Raw genomic sequence first — 18,509 nt, 5'->3', positions numbered from 1 at the left:
CGATGAAGAAATTTCTCAACAAACCCGAAGATTTCGTCGAAGAGATGCTGGAGGGGATTTACGCCGCCCATCCGGAAGTGACCCATGTCGCGGACGATCTGCATTGCTTCGTGACGGCCAACCCGGTCCCCGGCAAGGTCGGGATCGTGACGGGGGGCGGCTCCGGCCACCTACCGCTGTTCCTTGGCTATGTCGGCGACGGGATGCTCGATGGTGCGGGCGTTGGCGGGGTGTTCCAGTCACCCAGCTCGGACCAGATCCTCGAAGTGACCAAGCATGTCGATCAGGGGGCGGGCGTCCTCTATCTCTACGGCAACTACAGCGGCGACATCATGAATTTCGACCTCGCCGGGGAATTGGCCGAGGTCGACGATATCGAGACCGCCACCGTGGTCGGCAATGATGATGTCGCCTCCTCCAAGCCGGGCGAGGAGCACAAGCGCCGCGGCGTGGCGGGGATCGTCTTTCTCTACAAGGTCGCGGGTGCCGCCGCCGCCGAGATGAAGCCGCTCGCCGAAGTCGTCCGCCTGACCGAGAAGGCGAAGGCGCGCACGCGCACCATGGGTGTCGCGCTGACGCCCTGTATCGTTCCGGAGGTCGGCAAGCCCAGCTTCACGCTTGGCGAGGACGAGATGGAAATCGGCATGGGCATCCATGGCGAGCCGGGGATCACCCGCAAGACGCTCGAGCCCGCAGATGCCGTCGTGGACGAAATGATGGAGCGCATCTTCGCCGAGCAGGACTACGCGGCAGGCGACGAGGTGGCGATCATCGTCAACGGGCTGGGTGCGACGCCGATGGAAGAGCTCTACATCTTCTACCGTCGCATCTCGCAGCTGTTCGCAGAGCGCAACGTGAGCGTCGCGCAGGTCTGGATCGGCGAATTCGCGACTTCGATGGAGATGGCGGGCGCCTCGATCTCGGTGCTGCATCTCGATGACGAGTTGAAACCGCTGATCGCTCGCGGCGCGACGACGCCGTTCTTCAAACATATCGCGAAGTGAGGGTTGCCATGACGATGGATGCGAAGGCACTGCCGGACCTGTTCAACCGTTACCGGGACCGGTTCGCCGCCGAGAAGCAGGCGCTGATCGAGCTCGACGGCAAGGTCGGGGACAGCGATCTGGGACTGACCATGGCGAAGGGCTTCACCGCTGCGGCGACCGCGCTTGAGGAGAAGGCGCCCGAGACGCTGGCGGACGGAATGAAAACCGCAGGCGCTGCGATCGCGAAAGCTGCCCCCTCGACCATGGGCACACTGATGGCGACGGGCTTCCTGCGCGGCGCGAAAGCGCTCGACGGTGTGGACGTGATGGATACCGCGGCGCTTGCAGATTTCTGGGCGGCCTTCCGCGACGGGATCGCGCAGCGCGGCAAGGCGCAGCTCGGCGACAAGACCGTGCTCGACGTACTGCACCCGATGGCCGAGACCATCGCCGCGCAGGCGCAGGCAGGCGCATCGCCCGCCGAAGCATCACGCGCGGCGGCCCAAGCCGCGAAAGAGGCGTTGGAGGCGACCAAGGACATGGAAGCCCAGCACGGCAAGGCTGCCGCGTTTGGCGAGAAATCCAAAGGCATTCAGGACGCGGGCGGCACCGTCGCCTGCATCCTCATCGAAGAGACAAGCGCCGCTTTCGGCGCGTAGGAGAGGGTATGTACTACAATACGCTGGGACGGAGCGGGCTGAAGGTTTCAGCCCTCGCGATGGGGACTTTTACCTTCGGTGGCGAGGGTCCCTTCGCGATGGTCGGCAGTCAGGGCGTGGCCGAGGCGCGCGATCTGTTTGATTGCGTGATCGACCACGGGGTGAACCTGATCGACACGGCGAACATGTATTCCACCGGCACCGCCGAAGAGATCGTGGGCGAGGCGCTGCAAGGCCGCCGCGACAAGGTGCTGATCTCGTCAAAAGCCCGGATGCCGATCGATGATGGCCCCAATGGCGAGGGCGCGAGCCGCTGGCATCTGATCCGCGAATGCGAGCGCAGCCTGAAGCGCCTGCGCACCGATCACATCGACATCTACCACATCCACGAATGGGACGGCCAAACCCCGGTCGAGGAAACGCTCGAAGCCCTGCAGACGCTGACCGATCAGGGCAAGATCCGCTACGCGGGCTGCTCGAACTATACCGGCTGGCAGGTGATGAAATCGCTCATGGCCTCGGACAAGCCCGGTCGGGCGCGCTTCGTCACCCAGCAGATCCACTACACGCTCGAGGCGCGCGAGGCGGAATATGAACTGCTGCCGATCGCGGTCGATCAGGGCGTTGGCGCGACCATCTGGAGCCCGCTTGCCGCAGGGCTGCTGTCGGGCAAACACACCCGCGACAATCCGGTGGCGGAGGGCAGCCGTCAGGCGAAAGGCTGGACCGAGCCGCCGATCCGGGATCAGGAACGGCTGTGGAAGATCGTCGATGTGCTTAACGAATTGGGCGAGGCGCATGGCGTCGAGGCCGCTCAGATCGCGCTGGCATGGCTGCTTACGCGTCCGGGCGTCGCTTCGCTCGTGGTGGGCGGCAGCAAGGTGGAGCAGTTCGAGCGCAATTTCCGCGCGCTCGAAGTAGCGCTCTCGGCTGACGAGCTAGCCCGCCTGGACCAGGTGAGCCGCCCGCCGCTGATCTACCCGCTATGGCATCAAGAGCAATTCGCCAAGCCGCGCTTCAGCCCGGCGGACGGGATCGTGACGCGCTGAAATGACCGGTTGAAGCTGGTGCATGAGGTCGGTCGCAGTAAGTCGCTCCGGTCGATGAAGCCTAAGACGACTACTGACGCTTTTGTGTGCTTTCGCAGTTGCCGCTAAGGTGGGTAGCAAGCGAATACTTGGGCGCATAGCAGGAATAGGGACCGAACGAAGCGAACGGCCGCGCACCGCCCAGACCTACGGACCCGTCGCGGACGGCCCAGAGCCGACGAACGCTGACGGCAGCGAATGTCACCGTTCGTCTATCGGGCCGTCAGCGATTTTGTAACGTCCAACTCCGCCTCAGAGCCGCTGCAGCGGGATGCGCAGACTAATCGAGAGCACATGTGCGTCGTTTTCGAAGCTCAGCGGAGCAACCGGCTCATCGCCACCGGTCACCGGCGTGCTGCCACCCTTCGCGGTCCCGAAGCTGTAATAGCGATAGGACATCTCGAGGATCGCCGGGTGTTTGCCGGGAGGCGTCAGCTGGTAGGCCATGCCGATGCCGAGCGAATAGGCGAAATCGCCATGGGTATCGCCCGAGAAGGTCCGGTCTACGGAGGCCTTTGCGGTGTTCGTCCGCGTCCAGTCGCTGACCTTGTTGTTCGCGTAACCAAGCCCCGCCACGACGAAGGGATGAAGGCGGGAATTGACGCCCATCTGCTCGAACGGGGAATAGTAGAGGTTTCCCATCACCGCAGTGGTCGAAACCGAAGCCGCGGTGATGTCGGCATGGTCGCCGCTGGTCGTGTGCGGACCGGTGGTATGGGCGGCGCCAGTCGTGAGGAAGCTGACATCGCCGCGGAAGCCGTTCATCCAGTCATAGCCGAAGGCGATCTCGCCGAAGCCAGTCGTGTCGTTGCTCAGGTCGAAATCGATTCGCGGATCGGACGGGTAGCCGGGCGGCAGCCAGTGCTCGTCAGACGGTCGGGTGTTTGCTGCCCCGAGCCCGAAGCGCACGTAAGGTCCATAAGTGACACTCGCCGTGCCGACCTTGAAGAAACTGGCCGAGTCTTGCGCAGCGGCTACCGCCGGAACTGCAAGACTGAAGACAAGGGCGCAGGCTGCGGCCCGCTTGATTGAAAAAACCATTTCGATGACTCTCCGTCCGCCTCATCCATCCGCCTGACCGGATGGTCCTGTTCCGCGACATAATGGATCTCTGGCTGCGCGCGTTGAAGAAGAAACTTCTGCCCCCGCTTCACGCAAGGGCAGAGTGTTGCTTCGGTTCCATAGCCTCTCAGCCGTCGTGACCTGCGAGAACCGCGATACGCACTGCTTCGGCTTGCGCGGCGAGGCTGGTCGCCGCGGCGCCCGTCACCGGCTGGCCAAGAATGGTCGTCACCGCCGTCACCGTAGCCGCCGTGATCGGCACGGTTTTATCCGAGGCGGTGCCCAGGAAAATCGCCTCGAGCGTTGCGGTGTTGTTCGTCACTCCGAGACTGGAAAGCGCTGAGCTGCCATCCAGCGCATCCTTGAGAAGGGCGAGGTTCTGCAGCGGCGAGTCTATGAAGGAGACGTTGTCCCAATTCAGCGAGAGCTGGTCGATCGCCTGATCGAGCGGCAGGTTGTAGAACGAGACCATGGTCGGCGAAATCGTTGCCAGCGCTTCCTCATAGGCGCGCTGCAGCACGTGATCGGGCGAACGGGCCACGTTCAGCCGCCCGAGCTCGACCTCCGGGATACCCTCTTTGGACCAGACCGGCTTGGTGCCGCGGGTGCCGGACGGGGTGCCGGCTTGCGGGCCCTTGCCCTCGGAATCCGCGCCCGGGCCGCCCTGACCCTGCCCGGAAGACCCGCTGGCGCCGCCATGGCCGCCGCTCTCCTCATGCGAGCCGTCGTCCTCATGGCCGCCGCTGCTCGAGCCATGCCCGGCCTCTCCGGTCTTGCCCTTCTGTTGGCCACCATCCGTGTGATCGCCATCGGTATGCGTGCCGCTATCCTGCGCAAGGGCGCTTGGCACGACAAGATGGAATGTCCCGAAGCTCGGGCCGGGCTGCACGGTGAGCCCCAGCCCAGCGATCAGCGCAATTCCTGCCACGGCAGTTGCGCTCTTTGCAGTCTTGCGTGTCATGACTGCCTCCTTGTTATGAGATGTTGGTCGTCTTGACCCGGACCCCGCGCCAGAGGCGGGTCCGGGTCGATGTTCGTCAGATGCGATCAGCCATGTCCGGCGAGGATCGCGATGCGCACAGCTTCGGCATCGGCTGCAAGAGACGCGGCCGCAGCCCCCGTGACCGGCACCCCGAGGATCTGCGTCACCGCAATCACCGTATCGGTCGTGATCGGAACGGTCTTGTCCGAAGCCGCGCCGAGGAAGATCGCCGCGAGCGTGTCGGCATCATTCGAGACGCCAAGGCTAGACAGCGGGGTCGACCCCTCAAGCGTCGCCTGCAGAAGGCCGAGGTTCTGCAACGGGGAGTCTATGAAGCTCACGTTGTCCCAGTTCAGGGAGAGCTCCTCGATCGCCTGGTCGAGCGAAAGGTTGTAGAACGAAACCATCTCGGGCGAAATCGATGCGAGCGCTTCTTCATAGGCCTGATCGAGCACATGTTCCGGCGAGCGCGCGACGTTCAGGCGCCCCAGTTCGACTTCCGGAATCCCTTCCTGCGACCAGGTCGGTTTGCCGCCGCCGGAGGAGGAGGGCGCGCCTGCTTGCGGCCCCTTGCCGTCGGAATCTTCGCCCGGCCCGCCTTGGCCCTGACCCTGAGATTGTCCGGTCTGGGCGCCTTTGCTGCCCTGACCCTGACCGCCTTGATTTCCCTTGCCGGTCCCTTGGCCGCCGGACTCCTGTGCATTGGCCGCGAAGCTGAACGGACCGGCGACCGGTGCTTGCCATGCGATCGCAAGTCCCAATGCCGCAGCAAGAGCGACGAGCGATACGCGAGACTTGTTCGTGAACATTGAATTACGCATTTCCATATCCTCCTCCGTGTTGACGCCTTCGCGTCGAAGCAAGAAGAACATAGGAGGAGGGATTCCTCTTTGATCGTAATCAACGAGATGTATGTTTCCGGATGCCTCTCACACAACCTGAGAAGTCGCGTCATCACCATCGTGACGCATTGGCAGAGGGCACGGGACAGGTGATCCGGGCGCGCGCCGCGACCGGCAGCGAGCCTGCGTCGCTGCCGGTCGTGTCTGGCGAAGCGGACGTCCGTTTCCTGCCGATTTCCATCAGAGCGTCGCGGTCGGCCCTGTGCTGTCGTAGGCCCTAGCCCCAACCAATGTGTGCTATTTCCAATCAAAAAAGGACGTTCGGTCCCCAAACAATATCGCTCGGAAGCTGCCCTCCCGCGAAAGCTTCACGTGATAGGATTTATGAGCTCGGGGCTGCACGATGTGCAGCCCCGCATCTGTCTTTCAGGAAGACACAGTTCAAAACCGGCACCGAGGCAGCTCTGCAAAAAGCGGCGTAGCGCGAATGCAGACTGCTCACGAGCTAACGGACCGGGAAACCGTAGCGTCCGTCAGCAATCTTCAGCTGGCAGCATGGTCACGTCGGAGTAACGACCATCCGAGGTCGTGATGCGTGCGCAGGCGCCAGTGGAGCGATTGAAATACCACGAGGTTAGCCCTTCGGAGCGAATACGCTCATAGCCGAGCGCCATGATCCCGCCTTCGGCTTGACCCGCGCGAGCGCCCTCGAAGGAGGAGAGGTCGTATTCGCTGCCGACCGCTGGGCGACCTTGCTCGGGCATGCTCGTGTCGCCGGTCTCCACGCAGGCGGCAAGCGGAAGGGCCGCGGCACAGGTCCAGATCAGTTTCGTCTTCATGTTTGTCTCCTTCGACAGTTTGTGCGCCAGTTCAGATCAATGCGCGGTTGGAAAATCTTGGCTGCGGCCCCGCTATGAGGGGGTGCGGGGCCGCAGGAGGCGCGTCAGTTCGCGTATTCGCTGAAGACTGTGACGCTGCCGTTCGCTTCAAGGCGGCAGGTGTATTTGCTCCCGCCTGCCATGAGGGTCAGGATCGGGCCGCCGTCGGTCTGGATGCGATCGAGGATGGAAACCGAGCTGGCGCTGGTGCCGGTCAGGGTCGCAGCCTGCGCGATACAGGGGCCGGTCATGGTGTCGAACTGGGCATCGGTGCCGCTGAGCGCCGGGTCCGAGCCTCCGGTCTCGACGCAGCCTGCGAGCAGGGCCGAGGCCGCGAACAGGCCTGCGATGGTCACAGTGGTCTTCATGGTTCTTCTCCCTCCAGGTTGGTCGTCGGTGAGTGCGGGCGTCTTCCGCAGGGCTCAGGTCTTGCGAACCATCTTCACGATCAACAGCAGGAGCACCGCTCCGAGGAACATCACGATCAGCGAGCCGAGCGCGCTCGCGATCTGAATTCCGAACAGCCGGAGCAGAACGCTCGCGAGGATCGAGCCGCCGATCCCGATCAGGATGTCGAGCCCGATACCGGAGCCCGTCCCCTTCACGAGCAGGCTCGCAAGCCAGCCGACGAGCCCGCCGACGACGACGGCAATCAGGATGCCGATGATCAGCCCCATCCCGGCGCCGACCGCGTTCGCGGGGCCTTGTTGCGCAAAGGCGGGCGCTGCGAAAGCGGTGGCCACGACCGCCATGAGTAGTCTCTGTTTCATCACTGGATTCCCAAGATTGCTGTGAAATCTCTCGCGCCAGACGAGCGGCTCTCGACCCCGATCAGGATTTCCCCCGCCTCTCCCGGAGCATTCCGCCGATGTAGCCGCCCACGGCCCCGGCAAGAGCGGTATTCCCACCAAGACGTGCCTCCGAAGCCCAAGGTGCGTGACATGAACGACCCGATGATCAGGGCGACGCAGCCAATGAGTCCGTATTTGACGGGCGTGCCGAGAGTATCGAGCAAGGCTGTCTCCACGTGTTGAGGCTTTCGGGGCAGGGGCCATACGCCGCTCCAGAAGGTCGGTGCCGATCAGAGGTAGCCTTCGCTGCCCATGAACATGGTTTGCGGGTTGCTTCCATCCGCGCCGACGAGACAGCGCCACGGAGCGCCGTTTGCGCCGACCCGCATGTAGATGGCGGTTGCGGCCTGCGACGTCTCTCCACCGACCACGGTCACGCCGCCCGTTGTCTGGGCCGCCAAGGCCGACCGGCAGGAGTCGATCGCGGCCTGGCTGACATCCGGAGACATGCTGGTGATGAAGGGCGGGCTGCCGGGCGCGACAGGCATTTGGGCTGCCGATCCGCCTGTGCTCTCGACACAGGCCGAGAGTGCAGTGAGCGCACAGAAACCGGCCATGATTCCGATCAGTCTGGGCATGTCTTCTTCCTTTCTGTTGAGGTCGAGAGGGCAGTTCGGATGTCAGTCGATCCCGAAGATGACCGTGTAGGATTGTGCGCCGTTGGCCGTGTTGTAGACGTCGATGATGTGGTCGCCCGATTGAAAGAGCTGGCCACGGTATTCCTGCGTTGCCGGCATTTCGTCGAGCAGGACGGACCCGTCCGGGTTGTAGATCACGTAAGTCATCCCGGGGCCGTTGGCGGCGAGGCGGAAATACAGATCCTGCCCGTTGCCCGCGCCGAGGATATATCGCTGCGATTTCTGCGGCATCAGCTGACCGGAGAGCTCCGCGCCGCTCGAACCGGGCGCGAACTGCACACGGATGTCTGCCGACCCGCTGCCCGCCATCGCCCCGCCGCCGTCATCGGCGGTTGCGGTGTTTTCTCCGCCACCCGGTCCGGGAAGGCGCAGGAAGCGAGCCGCGACCCAACCCTGCACACCACCTTGCGAGTCCTGAACCTTGCACCATTGCCGACCGTCCGACATCGTGCAGCCGCCGACATTGCGAACGACTGTGCCGTTGGGCAGCTTGCCCAGCAGGCGACCGCTGGGGCGCGGTGCGTTGCGAATATTGAGCGTGTCGCCAGGCGTGCGGAGCGTCACGACGAAGAAATCCTCTTCGGGAAGCATCCCGCCACTCTGACTGCCGCCCGAGGCCGAGCCGCCGCTGCCTTTCCCGGTGATCGAGACATTGATCGTGAAGCCGACCGTCTTGCCGGTATCCCTGTCATTGCCCATCAGGTAGACGCGGATCGCCCAGGCACGGGTCTCGGGCAGCACCACGCTTGCCGAACTGCCTTCATTCGAGCCAACGAACAGACCATTATAGTCCATTCCCGCGGGTAGGATGTTGAAATAGGCGATTCCGTTGCCGTTCGTGCCCGTGACCGTCAGATCGACATTCATCCGTTGGCCGGCGTTCCCGCGCAGCACGTAGTCGATAAAGTCCCGACCGGTCACCGCGCCGTTGATGGTCACGCCCGACTGCCCGCGCGGGAAGCTGATCGGCACGCTCTCCTGCGCAGCCGCTTGGGGCGCGCCGAGCGCGAGGGAAAACGTACAGAGCGCGGCGGTCGAGGCGGCGCGAAGCGCGTGCAGGAATGGGGGCGCTTGAAACATGACGTGTCTCCTCTCGGTTCGGACAGGCCGCGGGGCCTGGGAATGGACCACGCGCGCTCGCAAAATTCCGCTCGTTCCCGATCGGGGTGAGCGACGTCCGGGCTAAAAATTTCTTTTCAGACCATGCTTTAGCAAATCAGATCACGCGGGCGTGAGTTTGGGGAGGGCGAAAATATGCGTTTTGGGAGAATCTGTTGACCTAAGGGCAAGGTGGTGTCGTTTTCCGGGATGCGCCGACGCATATAAGCAGTGAAAACGTGGTGGTTCGGGCCGCTTAGTGGCGACGGCGCAGCACTCTGCAAACGATAACAAGCAGGACGAGATTTACGCCGGGCGCGGCAACCGCCCAAAGAGCGGCCGCACTTTCCGGCACGGGAACGATCATGTTCCACGGCAGGCCGAGCGGCATCAGAAAGACGCCAGAAAGTGGATCGCGCTCCTGTCCGAACCAGCCAAACGTGCCGATTGCGAGCAGCAGCAGCGCCGCGATCCAGAGGAGCACGAAGAGGCCGAGGAGGATCCGACAGAGCGTCATCTCGTTGGTTTCACCCCTTACACCTTCAGCAGTCTTCTGCAGGAAGCATCGTGATTTCAGAAAACTTCCCATCTGAGGTCGTGATCTTCGCGCAGGCACCGGTTGCCCGGTTGAACCAGAAGGCGGTGAGCCCTTCGGTGCGGATCGACTCGAAGCCGAGCGCCTCCAACCGGCCGACCGCCTGACCCGCAGGCGCGCCGACGAAATCGGTCACATCGGTCGGGCTGCCGACTGACGGCATGCCGCTTTCCTGCGGCGCGCCATCCATGGCGCCGCCACCGTCATCCGCCGTCGCCGGATCTTCCGCAGGGGCACCGTCCATCGCACCGCCACCGTCGTCGGCCGTGGCGCTGTCTTCCGTGGACGTCGGAGCGCTGACCTGTTCCACGCTCGCACCGCTGCCGTCATTCGAGACGAGACAACGCCATTCGGCATCGTCGGCGCTTTTCAGCATGACAAGCGAATTCGCCTCGGAGAACTCGGTGCTCAAAACCGTGCCGCCCATCGCGCCATGCGCCGCGCGCACCGCGTCGATGCAGGCGTCGATTGCCTCCTGGCTGACTTCGGACGAGGTCGCCGCTTGCGTCGCGGCAGGCTCCTGCGCTGCGGCTTTCGGGGCCTCATCCATCGCGCCGCCGCCGTCATCGGCCGTCGCGGTATCTTCCTTTGCGGGCTCCGCGCTCTGCGTCGTTGAGGTAGTCGCCGAGCCGGTCTCCTCGGTCTTGTCTTCCTCTTCCTGACATGCCGAAAGCGCGAAGACGAGCATGGCGCTGAGAACGAGCTTGTTCATTTTGAGGACCTCTCTGAATGCGTTGCGCAAGGGGTGACGGAAGTGGCGTGGTGCCAAAAGCAAGAGGGTGGCCGCTCCCGCTAAGGTCGTGCGCCGTCGTCATTCTTGGCATTTGATCACGAAGCGGTGATCGGTGGGAGGGCGGAAATATGCGTTTTGGCGGGCCCGATGAGTTGCGCGGCGAGGGGGCCGATCATCCAAGCGCTGCGGCCGCCCCGGTCCCCGTCAGTATAACGACGCGCCGTCGATCAGATGGGCGCGCTGACCCGCATGGGTGACATGAAAGGTTCCGGGATTGTCGGTCGCAACGAAGCCGATCTTCTCGATCGTGAATTCGTCATTGGCGGGGAAGTCGAAGAAAGAGGTGATGTAGTTGAGCGCCCCGATAAACTGCCCGTCCTCCGTCAGAGGCTCCCAGATCGTGACATTTCCGTTTCCGCGTGCATTCACCGTAAAGCTGAACAGAAGCGCCGCCCCGTCGAGAAAACCCGATTCCAGCAGGTGATCCCGAAGATGCGGCGCGCCGATGCGATTGGAGTAGGTCTCGAAGGACGTTCCCATGAGCTTGAAGGGATCCTGTCCGCGATCGGTGAAGGCCTTCTTGCCGGAGGCCGAAATTTCGACGAGCCGAAGATTCTGATCGAGGAGTGACGCAGGGCGCAGGTCACACCGCACGATCGCGAGGCTTCTGTTGAAGGCTCGCCGCTCCTCATCGCGCTCCAGAAGTGATCGCAGGCGCGCGAGCGTTGCGGGGCGCGGATTTTCCACTTGGCGCTCCCAGCGGCTCACCGTGCCCTGATCGACCCCGAGCCTTTCGCCCAGTTCGATCTGGGTGATGCCCAAGCGGCGCCGAATGTCCCGGATCGCAGAACCTTCCAACTCAGCCTCTCCCGAAATCAAAGCTTACCTAACGTTACCCGGGGGCGTTGTATCTGGGAAGACAGGAACTTGCGTGATCGGCGCAGGGCGAGGTGCGCCGTGCGGCTCAGATGTCACGCACAACCTTAGCGAGAACTGTTCAGGCTAGACAAGCGACTGCCCTTGGGTAAACTATTTGTGATCGAGCGGTTTTTCAGGATGTTTCCGTGGGTATTTTTCGAGTGAAACCAATCGCGCTGAGCCTCGCTCTGGCGCTGGCCGCGGCTCCTGTTTCGGCGCAAGGCACCCAATTCAACCTCACCGGGGTAACCGTTTACGATACGGCGGAGATCCTCGGATATGCCGCGCAGGTCGTCGTGCAACGCACCGGGACCGTTACGGCCGAAGACCTCGCTGAGACGCTCGAGATCATGTATCGCGAGGATGGGTATTTCCTCGCCGAAGTGTTCGTCGCAGATGATGGGCAGACACTCGTGGTCGACGAGGGGCAGATCGGCGATGTGTCGATCGAAGGGGTGGATGAGCCGACCTATCGCCTGATCCGCCGCTATGTGGAGCCGATTGTCGGGCGGCGCGCCGTCACCCAGAAGGAATTCGAGCGCGCGATCATGCTCGTGGAGGATATCGAAGCGGTCTCGGCCACGGCAGAGGTCGACTATCCGGAAGGCGCCTCCGCCGCGCGGGTCCGCGTCATCACGACGCCGGAGGATCGGGCCTCGGGATATGTGAGCCTCGATCACCCCTCGCGCGATTTCGGCGAAAGCGCGATCCTGAGCGTCCATCAGGAATTCCTCAGCGCGCTGACCCCGGGCGACCGGTTGCGGTTCGAGCTGTCCGGCTCGTCCGAATTCGATGGCGGCGGCGACAGCGTCTGGGGCGCTCTCGCCTATCGCATGCCCCTTGGCGGGGGCGGTGGGTTCGGCGAGGTCTATCTGGGCTCGGTCACGGCACGCCGGGACGCGCGCGGCACGCTTCTGTCCACCGATATTGAGGGCAACACGGCCATGCTCGCCTTCGGCTATCCGGTCCTGCGCGATGTGGATACCTATGGCTATGCGCTTCTCGAGGCGAAGCGGGTCGAATCCAACGTGGATGTCTCTGGCACGAAATTCGACAGCGCGGTCGATGTCGTCGGGGCTTCCTGGATCTTCGGCAAGGCGCTGCCGGGCGGCGGGGCCTATGAATATGCGCTGAACCTCTCTGTCGGCGAGCGCACATCGGATGCCGCGGGCTTTGATGACGGCGACAAGCATTTCTCGCATCTGCGCGTCGGATTGGGCTACCAGCACCCGGTCTCATGGTTCGGTCCAGAAAGCGCCGTGCGCGCCGAGTTCTGGGGGCAATATTCGCCCGATCGCCTGCCGAGTATCGAGGAATTCTATATCGGCGGACGTGAGGATGAACGCGGCTACCGGTTTGCAGAAGCGCAAGGGGACAGCGGCGTGTCCGCAACGATCGAAGTCGGTCGCGATCTCTTCCCGAGCGCGGGGCAGGTCCGGCGCGTTCGGCCCTTCGGCTTCCTCGATCTTGGCTATGTGAAGAACAACAGTCCCTCGGTGGACGAGTTGGGAGAAGAAACCTTCGCGTCCCTCGGCCTCGGGGTCGATGCCGAATTCCCGGCGGGGGTCTTCGTGCGAAGCTATGTGGCAGCGCCCTTGACCGATGGGCCGTCCACCGGTGCGGGCGATCCTGCCTTCTATCTTGGTCTGACGAAAAGCTGGTGATCTCATGCGTAAACCGTCTCTTGCTCTGACTGTCGTCCTGTTCACGCTTCCAGCGGTGTCTGCCTTCGGCGAAGGCAATCACTTCGGGTTCTGCAATGGTGTGGGAAACAAGCACGGGGCGGCAGATTGCGGGCCGAGCGGGACAGGCACCGGCACGGGAACACCGGGGACAATCCCGACGACCACCCAGCTTCCGACGACGGGCACTCAACCAACCCTTCCCACCGTTCCCGCGATCATCAATGTCGTTCCTACAAAGCCGACGGTCACTACAGGGTATGGCCCGGTTCCGACCGTGCAGGGACAGCCGGGCGCGCCGATCGTCGGCACGGGTCAGTTGCCGATCGTGATCAAGCCTGTGCCGCAACCCGTCCTGACCGGTGTCGGCCCGGTGAACCCGGCTCAGCCGTTGCAGACACCGTCCTTCACCGGCACGGGGCAGTTGCTGACTGTGATCAAGCCAGTGCCGCAAACTGTGCTGACTGGCGTCGGCCCGGTGAACCCGCCTCAGGCCTTGCAGACCCCGTCCTTCACCGGAACGGGCCAGTTGCCCTACGTCATCCAGCCGCTGACGCCTACGACCGTCACCGGTGTCTCTCCGGTGCCGACCATTCAACCGATTGCGACGCCGTCCTTCACCGGGCAGGGGCTGCCCATTATCATCGTGGTGCCGAACCCTCCGACGACCTTTGGCGGCTATGGCCGAGTGCCCGCCTCGATCATCGTGCAGGCAAACCCGGGACAAACTTTCGGAGGCTACGGCCGGGTTCCACAGCCCACGCCGCAGGCGATCCCCCAACAGGCGCCCTACGCGGTGCCGACCCCGATGCGACAATCCACGCCGGTGCTGGCGCCGAGCAAGGTCGCAACGCCGGTCGCCTCGCCGCAGATGGTGCCCGGCCAAGTGCCCACAGCCACGCCGCAGGCCGTGCCGGTGATGGTGCCGCGCCCGAAGCCGCGACCGGTTGGCGTGATGATGACCAGTTCGACGGGCGGAAAGGTCACGCATGCCCCGTCGGTGCAGCAGCCCGCCCTTGGCAAGCAGCACGTCACACACACGGCCGGTCGCCAGGCGCCGCACGATCCGCCGCGCTTTGCGTCCGCTGACGGAGGCGGTTCGTGGAATTGCATCGCGAGCGGCCACGGCAAGCGCAAACGCTTTATCGACGGCGAGGTCGCGGTCAGCGGAGCGCTCCGCCATGTCGGCGCGGTCGATGTGCTCGGGCGCGATTTGCCCGCCTTGCACCCCGATCATTCCGACTGCATCGTGTCCGTCAGGCGTCGCAAAGAGCGGTGATCGCACTCGGGCTCCGTGATCTCACGGTGCGCACCGCATTCCAGAGGCTTGCGCTGCGTTTCTCCGCCACCCTCTTTCGCTGCATGTCCGGAGCTATCGGGGAGCGAATGTAATGCCCAAAGAGTGAAGGGCGGCCACCGTCTGTGCGCTCCGTCGAGTGCTTTGCGGAGCTTTCTTACAGCCCATGAATGCTTTCTTGGTTGATGTCGTGACGATCGTCCCGGTGCTTCCGGCGATTTGCGCACCACGCAGCGAATAACCGCGCCATAGCCAGAAGAACGAGATGTCGCTGAACAGCAGAAAGCCGACATTCGGCAGAAGCGCAGCGAATGTCAGCTTTCCGTCCTTCCCTTCAGGTGCTGCGAACGGCCCAAAGTGGCCGTTAATAATTCCTGCGGCAGAAGACCGATTGCTGCATGGTGAAAATGTTACCCCGTAATTTTCGATCTGCCGCGAAGACTCTGTCGGGTCGTCGGTGCGGTCTCGTGCGACTGCCGCTCGCGACCGCCTGAGCCTCAGAAGCGAGTGCCCCAATGCGGGTGAAGATCGTCGATCACCAGCGGATGGCGATGCGTGCGTTGGCCCTGAAGATGCGGATGATCCGGCGAGAGATTGTCGTGGCGATGTTCCAGCGTGACCGGATCGCCGGAGGGCCAGACTCGCAGCGCCACGATCAGGCCGAACGTCGCCACCCCTGCGAGCCCGAGAAGCGCAGGGACCGCGCCGAACTTGGTCATCAGCCAGCCGGAGAGCGGATAGGTCATCAGCCAGCAGGCATGGCTCAGCGCAAATTGCGCGGCGAAGAGGGCCGGTCGATCCTCCGAATGCGAGGACCGTCGCAGCAAGCGACCCGACGGAGTCAGCACTGCCGAATAGCCCAGGCCCGTCGCCAGCCATGCCGCGAGCAGCAGAGGCCAGCTGAGCCCGATGGCCGAGATCGCTACGGCAAGGCCGAGCAGCGCGGCGATCATCACGGCTGCACCGGACAGCATCACCGGGCGATCCGGCACGCTCTCGAGCAGGCGCGGCAAGCCGAGCGCCGCCAGCATCGACCCTGCCCCAAAGGCGAACATCGTCCAGGCCAGATCGCTGTCCGAGAGGTTGAGCCCGCCGCGCACCAGCACGACCGAATTCACCAGCACCATCGCGCCCGCCGCGGCCGCGGCGAGGTTAACCGCCAGAAGCCCGCGCAGCCGGGGGGTCGCGAGGTAAATCCGGATACCGCGTGTGGTTCGGTCGTAGATGCCGCGCCGGGTTGCCGCCTGCGGGCTCGGCAGGATCACCGACACCACCAGCATGGCCGAGCCCGCAAACCCCGCGACCGTGCCGAGAAACAGGCTGTTATAGCTCATCACCGCGAGCAGCAGCGCCGCGAGCGTGGGACTGACGATATTCTCAAGGTCATAGGCCAGTCGGGACAGGGAAAGCGCTCGGGTGTAGCGCTCTTCTTCCGGCAGCACATCCGGCAGCGTCGCCTGAAATGTCGGGGTGAAGGCGGCGGAGGCCGATTGCAGCACGAAGATCAGCACATAGACTTGCCAGACCTCGGTCACGAACGGCAGCGCCAGCGCCGCGCAGGCGCGGACAAGGTCGAGCGTGACCAGAAGCGCCCGTCGGTTCACCCTGTCGGCGAAGGCGCCTGCCACCGGCGCGATGCCGACATAGGCGACCATCTTGATCGTGAAGACCGTGCCCAGCACCATCCCCGCATTGTCCCCCGCCAGATCATAGGCCAGCAGCCCGAGCGCCACCGTGGCGAGCCCGGTGCCGAGGAGCGCTACGATCTGCGCGGCGAAGAGATGGCGATAGGTTCTGTCTGCGAGGATGGAGAGCATGGGCTCATGAATAGCTTGAAATGGCCTTGTGTTCCAAGCGACCCATCTCGGTCTTCGGGTCGCGGCCCTGATCCAAGCGGTCATGGGAAGGGGCCAGCTTGGCGCTCGGGAGATCGGGCCCGACGGCTCGCAACCGTTCGCCGAGGCTGATCTCCGAGCGCAGCCCGATCATTCTTCGAGCGCTTTTCGGCGGGCCTGATATTCCTCGGGATCGATTTCTCCCTTCGCAAGGCGTTCCTTGAGAATGTCGAGGGCGGTGCTCTGGCTCCGGCCCGGTCCGCGCTCCATCAACCAGCGCACGGCAAGCACGGCGAGGACGATGAGCACGCCCCAGAACACGACCATCATGCCGACACCGAAGAAGCCGTAGCCTTCGCCCCACATCATCGGATGCCCGTAATAGCCCTCTGCATAGCCGCCCGGCGCATCGGCGAAAGCGACTGCCGGAGCAAGGGGTGCGAGACATGCAGTGAAAAGAGAAAGTTTGATCATAGTCGCCTCCACACGTTTGTTTTGGCGTCGATACACCTTTGATGAGTGCCGGACATTGAGCCAGATCAACGGCGCGCTCCGAAGGACGCCACAGCGCAGAAAAATCATTGGCTGAAGGCGAGTTGCCGGTAGGCCGCCTCGGCGATCGGCCAGAGCGCGGTGCCGCTCAAAGGTGCGGACAAGGCGAAGCCGTAGCCCCGATCCACCCAGATCAGACTCGCCACACCATCCGCCCCTTCGGTCAGGCGAAACGCGGTCTCTCCGGTGGACAGCGCCGTGACATAGAGCGTCAGCCGCGCCCCCGCTTGGGTTTCATACATCAGCTGCGCGGCGGGGCCTTGATCGGCGGGCAGCAGGCGCCCGCCCACGAGGCTGTAGCCCTGCGCCGAGAGGTCCGGGGCGACGAGCTTGCGGTCGAGCCGCTTCGTCAGCCAGGCCATCAGGTGATCGCGCTCCCGTGCGGCGACTTCGACCGGATGGACGACCTCCACCGTATAGACCGCATGGGCGACCTGTGCCTCGCGGGCGAGCTCTCTCAGTGGGGCGGTCGGTGGGGCGCTCCCATCCTGACGCGCCAGCTCCCAACCGGCGCCAAGCCCTGCAGCGAAGAGCGCCAAAGCGGCCGCCATCCGTGTCCAGACAGGCCGGGTCGGCGGGGCGATGCGTAGCCGCGCCGGGATAGGCGCAGCGTGGATCGGCGCGAGGGCCGCGCGCAGGGCGTCGCGATCGGCGCGCATCGCGGAGAGCCGCTGCGCCAGCGCGGGGTCCGCCGCGAGCTTCGTCTGCACCCGGGCGCGGGCCTCGGGCGGGAGCCGGTCATCGAGATAGGCGTGCAGCTCCGCCTCGTTCAGCATGTTGGTTTCCGCATGGGGATCTGTCATTTGAGCCTCCGCAGATGGGGACGGCGCGGGCGGTCGGGGCGGTCATGGCCGGTCATCTCGCGCAGCGCCTCTCGTCCGCGGGCAAGGCGCGACATCACCGTGCCCTTGGGCAGGTCGAGGATCCGGGCGACTGCCTCATAGCTGAAATCCTCCACTCCGACCAAAAGCAATACCTCCTGCTGCTCGATCGGCAGGCGCGCCAGAGCCCCCAGCACATCGCCGAGAAACACGACCGTCTCGGCATCGGCCGTCGTCCCGGCGAGATCGTCGGGATCGACGGCACCCGCCTCGGGGCGCCGGGCGCGATGACGATGCGCATCGTGGTAAAGGTTGCGCAAAATGCGAAACAGCCAGGCCCGCAGCTTGTCCTCCGAGCGCAGCAGGTGCCAGCGCGTCAGCGCCCGCGCGAGGCAGTCCTGCACCAGATCATCCGCCGCATCGCGCTCGCGGGTCAGCGCGAAGGCGAAGCGGCGCAGCGCGGGGATCTGCGCCTCGATCAGATGGCGGGTGCGAAGGGTCACATGGGCGGGCCTTGTTCGACCGGGCGGCCTCGATGGAACGCCGCCCGGAGATTGCGTCAGGGCTGGGCGACCTTCCAGGCGCCATTGGCGACGCCATCGCCGGTCACGTCGCCCGGCTTCATGTCGTTCTTCCAAGTATACAGCGGTTGGCCCTTATACGCCCATTGCTTCGTGCCGTCGTCGCGGGTGATTACGCTCCAGTCGCCCGTCGCCTGATCTTCGGCGGTGGCCATCAGCGGCGGCCAGTTGGTCGCGCAAGGACCGTTGCAAGCGGACATGCCCTCGCTGTCCTTCGCGAAAGTGTAGAGCGTCATGCCCGCGGAATCGACCAGCGTGGGCCCCTTGGCGGTGTCGGTGACACTGGCGGGATCGGCTTGCGCAAAGCTCGCGGCCAGCAAAACGGCAGTGGTCAGCAGAAATCGTTTCATCTTCCTCTCCTCTCGGAATTGGGTCCTGTAGGGAAGAAGACGACCCCGGCGCGGGAATAAT

At 64.1% G+C, this 18,509-nt stretch carries 22 protein-coding genes; 5 read left to right on the top strand and 17 right to left on the bottom strand.

The annotated features are described in order from the left end of the window. Positions 1-2: 2 nt before the first annotated feature. Genes BMI85_RS00180 through BMI85_RS00170 form a run of 3 tightly spaced genes read left to right on the top strand, consistent with a single transcriptional unit; the run spans position 3 to position 2,694 of the window. Complete coding sequence (locus tag BMI85_RS00180) at positions 3-1,004, top strand: dihydroxyacetone kinase subunit DhaK (protein WP_078547148.1); 1,002 nt, start codon at positions 3-5, stop codon at positions 1,002-1,004. Positions 1,005-1,012: 8 nt separating this feature from the next. Beyond that, entirely contained in the window at positions 1,013-1,645 is a 633-nt protein-coding gene (locus tag BMI85_RS00175) for a dihydroxyacetone kinase subunit L (RefSeq protein WP_143594644.1), read from the top strand. An 8-nt stretch (positions 1,646-1,653) separates the two neighbouring features. Continuing rightward, on the top strand, positions 1,654-2,694 hold the full coding sequence (locus tag BMI85_RS00170; protein WP_078599088.1) for an aldo/keto reductase: 1,041 nt from the start codon (positions 1,654-1,656) through the stop codon (positions 2,692-2,694). A 291-nt stretch (positions 2,695-2,985) separates the two neighbouring features. Here the strand turns inward: BMI85_RS00170 and BMI85_RS00165 are convergent, their stop codons facing one another. The 11 genes from BMI85_RS00165 to BMI85_RS00110 form a co-directional block, all read right to left on the bottom strand. Further along, positions 2,986-3,774, bottom strand: coding sequence for an outer membrane beta-barrel protein (locus BMI85_RS00165; protein WP_078599087.1), 789 nt, complete (start codon positions 3,772-3,774; stop codon positions 2,986-2,988). Between the two features lie 148 nt (positions 3,775-3,922). Beyond that, positions 3,923-4,756, bottom strand: a complete 834-nt coding sequence (locus tag BMI85_RS00160) for a hypothetical protein (protein ID WP_078599086.1) — start codon at positions 4,754-4,756, stop codon at positions 3,923-3,925. A gap of 86 nt (positions 4,757-4,842) precedes the next feature. Continuing rightward, a complete protein-coding gene (locus BMI85_RS00155; RefSeq protein ID WP_143593904.1) occupies positions 4,843-5,598 on the bottom strand; it encodes a hypothetical protein in 756 nt (251 codons plus the stop codon). A 554-nt stretch (positions 5,599-6,152) separates the two neighbouring features. Continuing rightward, a complete protein-coding gene (locus BMI85_RS00150) occupies positions 6,153-6,458 on the bottom strand; it encodes a hypothetical protein (RefSeq protein WP_078547159.1) in 306 nt (101 codons plus the stop codon). A 104-nt stretch (positions 6,459-6,562) separates the two neighbouring features. After that, entirely contained in the window at positions 6,563-6,865 is a 303-nt protein-coding gene (locus tag BMI85_RS00145; RefSeq protein WP_078599085.1) for a hypothetical protein, read from the bottom strand. Positions 6,866-6,919: 54 nt separating this feature from the next. Further along, the gene (locus tag BMI85_RS00140; protein ID WP_210402286.1) at positions 6,920-7,267 is read right to left on the bottom strand and encodes a GlsB/YeaQ/YmgE family stress response membrane protein; all 348 of its coding nucleotides are present in this window, start codon (positions 7,265-7,267) and stop codon (positions 6,920-6,922) included. 311 nt (positions 7,268-7,578) lie between these two features. Next, positions 7,579-7,926 carry a hypothetical protein gene (locus BMI85_RS00130; protein WP_078599083.1) on the bottom strand — a complete coding sequence of 116 codons (348 nt, stop codon included), beginning with the start codon at positions 7,924-7,926 and terminating at the stop codon, positions 7,579-7,581. 42 nt (positions 7,927-7,968) lie between these two features. After that, positions 7,969-9,066 (bottom strand): SH3 domain-containing protein, encoded by a 1,098-nt coding sequence (locus BMI85_RS00125; RefSeq protein WP_078599082.1) that lies wholly within the window; start codon positions 9,064-9,066, stop codon positions 7,969-7,971. A gap of 274 nt (positions 9,067-9,340) precedes the next feature. Then, a complete protein-coding gene (locus BMI85_RS00120) occupies positions 9,341-9,601 on the bottom strand; it encodes a hypothetical protein (RefSeq protein WP_078599081.1) in 261 nt (86 codons plus the stop codon). Between the two features lie 25 nt (positions 9,602-9,626). After that, positions 9,627-10,391 carry a hypothetical protein gene (locus tag BMI85_RS00115; RefSeq protein ID WP_078599080.1) on the bottom strand — a complete coding sequence of 255 codons (765 nt, stop codon included), beginning with the start codon at positions 10,389-10,391 and terminating at the stop codon, positions 9,627-9,629. Positions 10,392-10,616: 225 nt separating this feature from the next. Continuing rightward, entirely contained in the window at positions 10,617-11,270 is a 654-nt protein-coding gene (locus BMI85_RS00110; protein WP_210402285.1) for a helix-turn-helix transcriptional regulator, read from the bottom strand. Between the two features lie 206 nt (positions 11,271-11,476). On the opposite strand from BMI85_RS00110, the gene BMI85_RS00105 reads away from it, so the two are divergent. Together BMI85_RS00105 and BMI85_RS00100 are read left to right on the top strand one after the other, a co-directional pair. Further along, on the top strand, positions 11,477-12,994 hold the full coding sequence (locus BMI85_RS00105) for a ShlB/FhaC/HecB family hemolysin secretion/activation protein (RefSeq protein WP_143594943.1): 1,518 nt from the start codon (positions 11,477-11,479) through the stop codon (positions 12,992-12,994). Between the two features lie 295 nt (positions 12,995-13,289). Beyond that, positions 13,290-14,291: a hypothetical protein gene (locus tag BMI85_RS00100; protein WP_078599077.1), complete on the top strand. Its 1,002-nt coding sequence runs from the start codon at positions 13,290-13,292 to the stop codon at positions 14,289-14,291. A gap of 515 nt (positions 14,292-14,806) precedes the next feature. On the opposite strand, the gene BMI85_RS00095 is transcribed toward BMI85_RS00100, so the two are convergent. The 6 genes from BMI85_RS00095 to BMI85_RS00075 all read right to left on the bottom strand — a co-directional run bounded on the left by BMI85_RS00095 (position 14,807) and on the right by BMI85_RS00075 (position 18,448). Continuing rightward, complete coding sequence (locus tag BMI85_RS00095) at positions 14,807-16,126, bottom strand: MFS transporter (RefSeq protein ID WP_078599076.1); 1,320 nt, start codon at positions 16,124-16,126, stop codon at positions 14,807-14,809. Positions 16,127-16,130: 4 nt separating this feature from the next. Then, complete coding sequence (locus BMI85_RS21520; RefSeq protein ID WP_210402284.1) at positions 16,131-16,298, bottom strand: hypothetical protein; 168 nt, start codon at positions 16,296-16,298, stop codon at positions 16,131-16,133. Continuing rightward, a complete protein-coding gene (locus BMI85_RS00090) occupies positions 16,295-16,618 on the bottom strand; it encodes an SHOCT domain-containing protein (RefSeq protein WP_078599075.1) in 324 nt (107 codons plus the stop codon). The genes BMI85_RS21520 and BMI85_RS00090 overlap by 4 nt, the downstream gene beginning before the upstream one ends. A gap of 104 nt (positions 16,619-16,722) precedes the next feature. Next, complete coding sequence (locus tag BMI85_RS00085; RefSeq protein ID WP_078599074.1) at positions 16,723-17,499, bottom strand: anti-sigma factor; 777 nt, start codon at positions 17,497-17,499, stop codon at positions 16,723-16,725. Next, complete coding sequence (locus tag BMI85_RS00080; protein ID WP_246832456.1) at positions 17,496-18,020, bottom strand: sigma-70 family RNA polymerase sigma factor; 525 nt, start codon at positions 18,018-18,020, stop codon at positions 17,496-17,498. The genes BMI85_RS00085 and BMI85_RS00080 overlap by 4 nt, the downstream gene beginning before the upstream one ends. A 56-nt stretch (positions 18,021-18,076) precedes the next feature. After that, complete coding sequence (locus BMI85_RS00075) at positions 18,077-18,448, bottom strand: hypothetical protein (protein ID WP_078599073.1); 372 nt, start codon at positions 18,446-18,448, stop codon at positions 18,077-18,079. Positions 18,449-18,509: the final 61 nt, after the last annotated feature.

The sequence above is a fragment of the Thioclava sp. DLFJ4-1 genome (assembly GCF_002020145.1).
Taxonomy (GTDB): Bacteria; Pseudomonadota; Alphaproteobacteria; order Rhodobacterales; family Rhodobacteraceae; genus Thioclava; species Thioclava sediminum.
Note: the sequence above shows the minus strand (reverse complement) of the source record. Positions and strands in the feature narration are given on the sequence as shown.

Coding starts and splice junctions, on each gene's coding strand:
- BMI85_RS00180 (WP_078547148.1), top strand. CDS start 3: ATGAAGAAATTTCTCAACAAACCCGAAGATTTCGTCGAAGAGATGCTG.
- BMI85_RS00175 (WP_143594644.1), top strand. CDS start 1,013: ATGACGATGGATGCGAAGGCACTGCCGGACCTGTTCAACCGTTACCGG.
- BMI85_RS00170 (WP_078599088.1), top strand. CDS start 1,654: ATGTACTACAATACGCTGGGACGGAGCGGGCTGAAGGTTTCAGCCCTC.
- BMI85_RS00165 (WP_078599087.1), bottom strand. CDS start 3,774: ATGGTTTTTTCAATCAAGCGGGCCGCAGCCTGCGCCCTTGTCTTCAGT.
- BMI85_RS00160 (WP_078599086.1), bottom strand. CDS start 4,756: ATGACACGCAAGACTGCAAAGAGCGCAACTGCCGTGGCAGGAATTGCG.
- BMI85_RS00155 (WP_143593904.1), bottom strand. CDS start 5,598: ATGCGTAATTCAATGTTCACGAACAAGTCTCGCGTATCGCTCGTCGCT.
- BMI85_RS00150 (WP_078547159.1), bottom strand. CDS start 6,458: ATGAAGACGAAACTGATCTGGACCTGTGCCGCGGCCCTTCCGCTTGCC.
- BMI85_RS00145 (WP_078599085.1), bottom strand. CDS start 6,865: ATGAAGACCACTGTGACCATCGCAGGCCTGTTCGCGGCCTCGGCCCTG.
- BMI85_RS00140 (WP_210402286.1), bottom strand. CDS start 7,267: ATGAAACAGAGACTACTCATGGCGGTCGTGGCCACCGCTTTCGCAGCG.
- BMI85_RS00130 (WP_078599083.1), bottom strand. CDS start 7,926: ATGCCCAGACTGATCGGAATCATGGCCGGTTTCTGTGCGCTCACTGCA.
- BMI85_RS00125 (WP_078599082.1), bottom strand. CDS start 9,066: ATGTTTCAAGCGCCCCCATTCCTGCACGCGCTTCGCGCCGCCTCGACC.
- BMI85_RS00120 (WP_078599081.1), bottom strand. CDS start 9,601: ATGACGCTCTGTCGGATCCTCCTCGGCCTCTTCGTGCTCCTCTGGATC.
- BMI85_RS00115 (WP_078599080.1), bottom strand. CDS start 10,391: ATGAACAAGCTCGTTCTCAGCGCCATGCTCGTCTTCGCGCTTTCGGCA.
- BMI85_RS00095 (WP_078599076.1), bottom strand. CDS start 16,126: ATGCTCTCCATCCTCGCAGACAGAACCTATCGCCATCTCTTCGCCGCG.
- BMI85_RS21520 (WP_210402284.1), bottom strand. CDS start 16,298: ATGATCGGGCTGCGCTCGGAGATCAGCCTCGGCGAACGGTTGCGAGCC.
- BMI85_RS00090 (WP_078599075.1), bottom strand. CDS start 16,618: ATGATCAAACTTTCTCTTTTCACTGCATGTCTCGCACCCCTTGCTCCG.
- BMI85_RS00085 (WP_078599074.1), bottom strand. CDS start 17,499: ATGACAGATCCCCATGCGGAAACCAACATGCTGAACGAGGCGGAGCTG.
- BMI85_RS00075 (WP_078599073.1), bottom strand. CDS start 18,448: ATGAAACGATTTCTGCTGACCACTGCCGTTTTGCTGGCCGCGAGCTTT.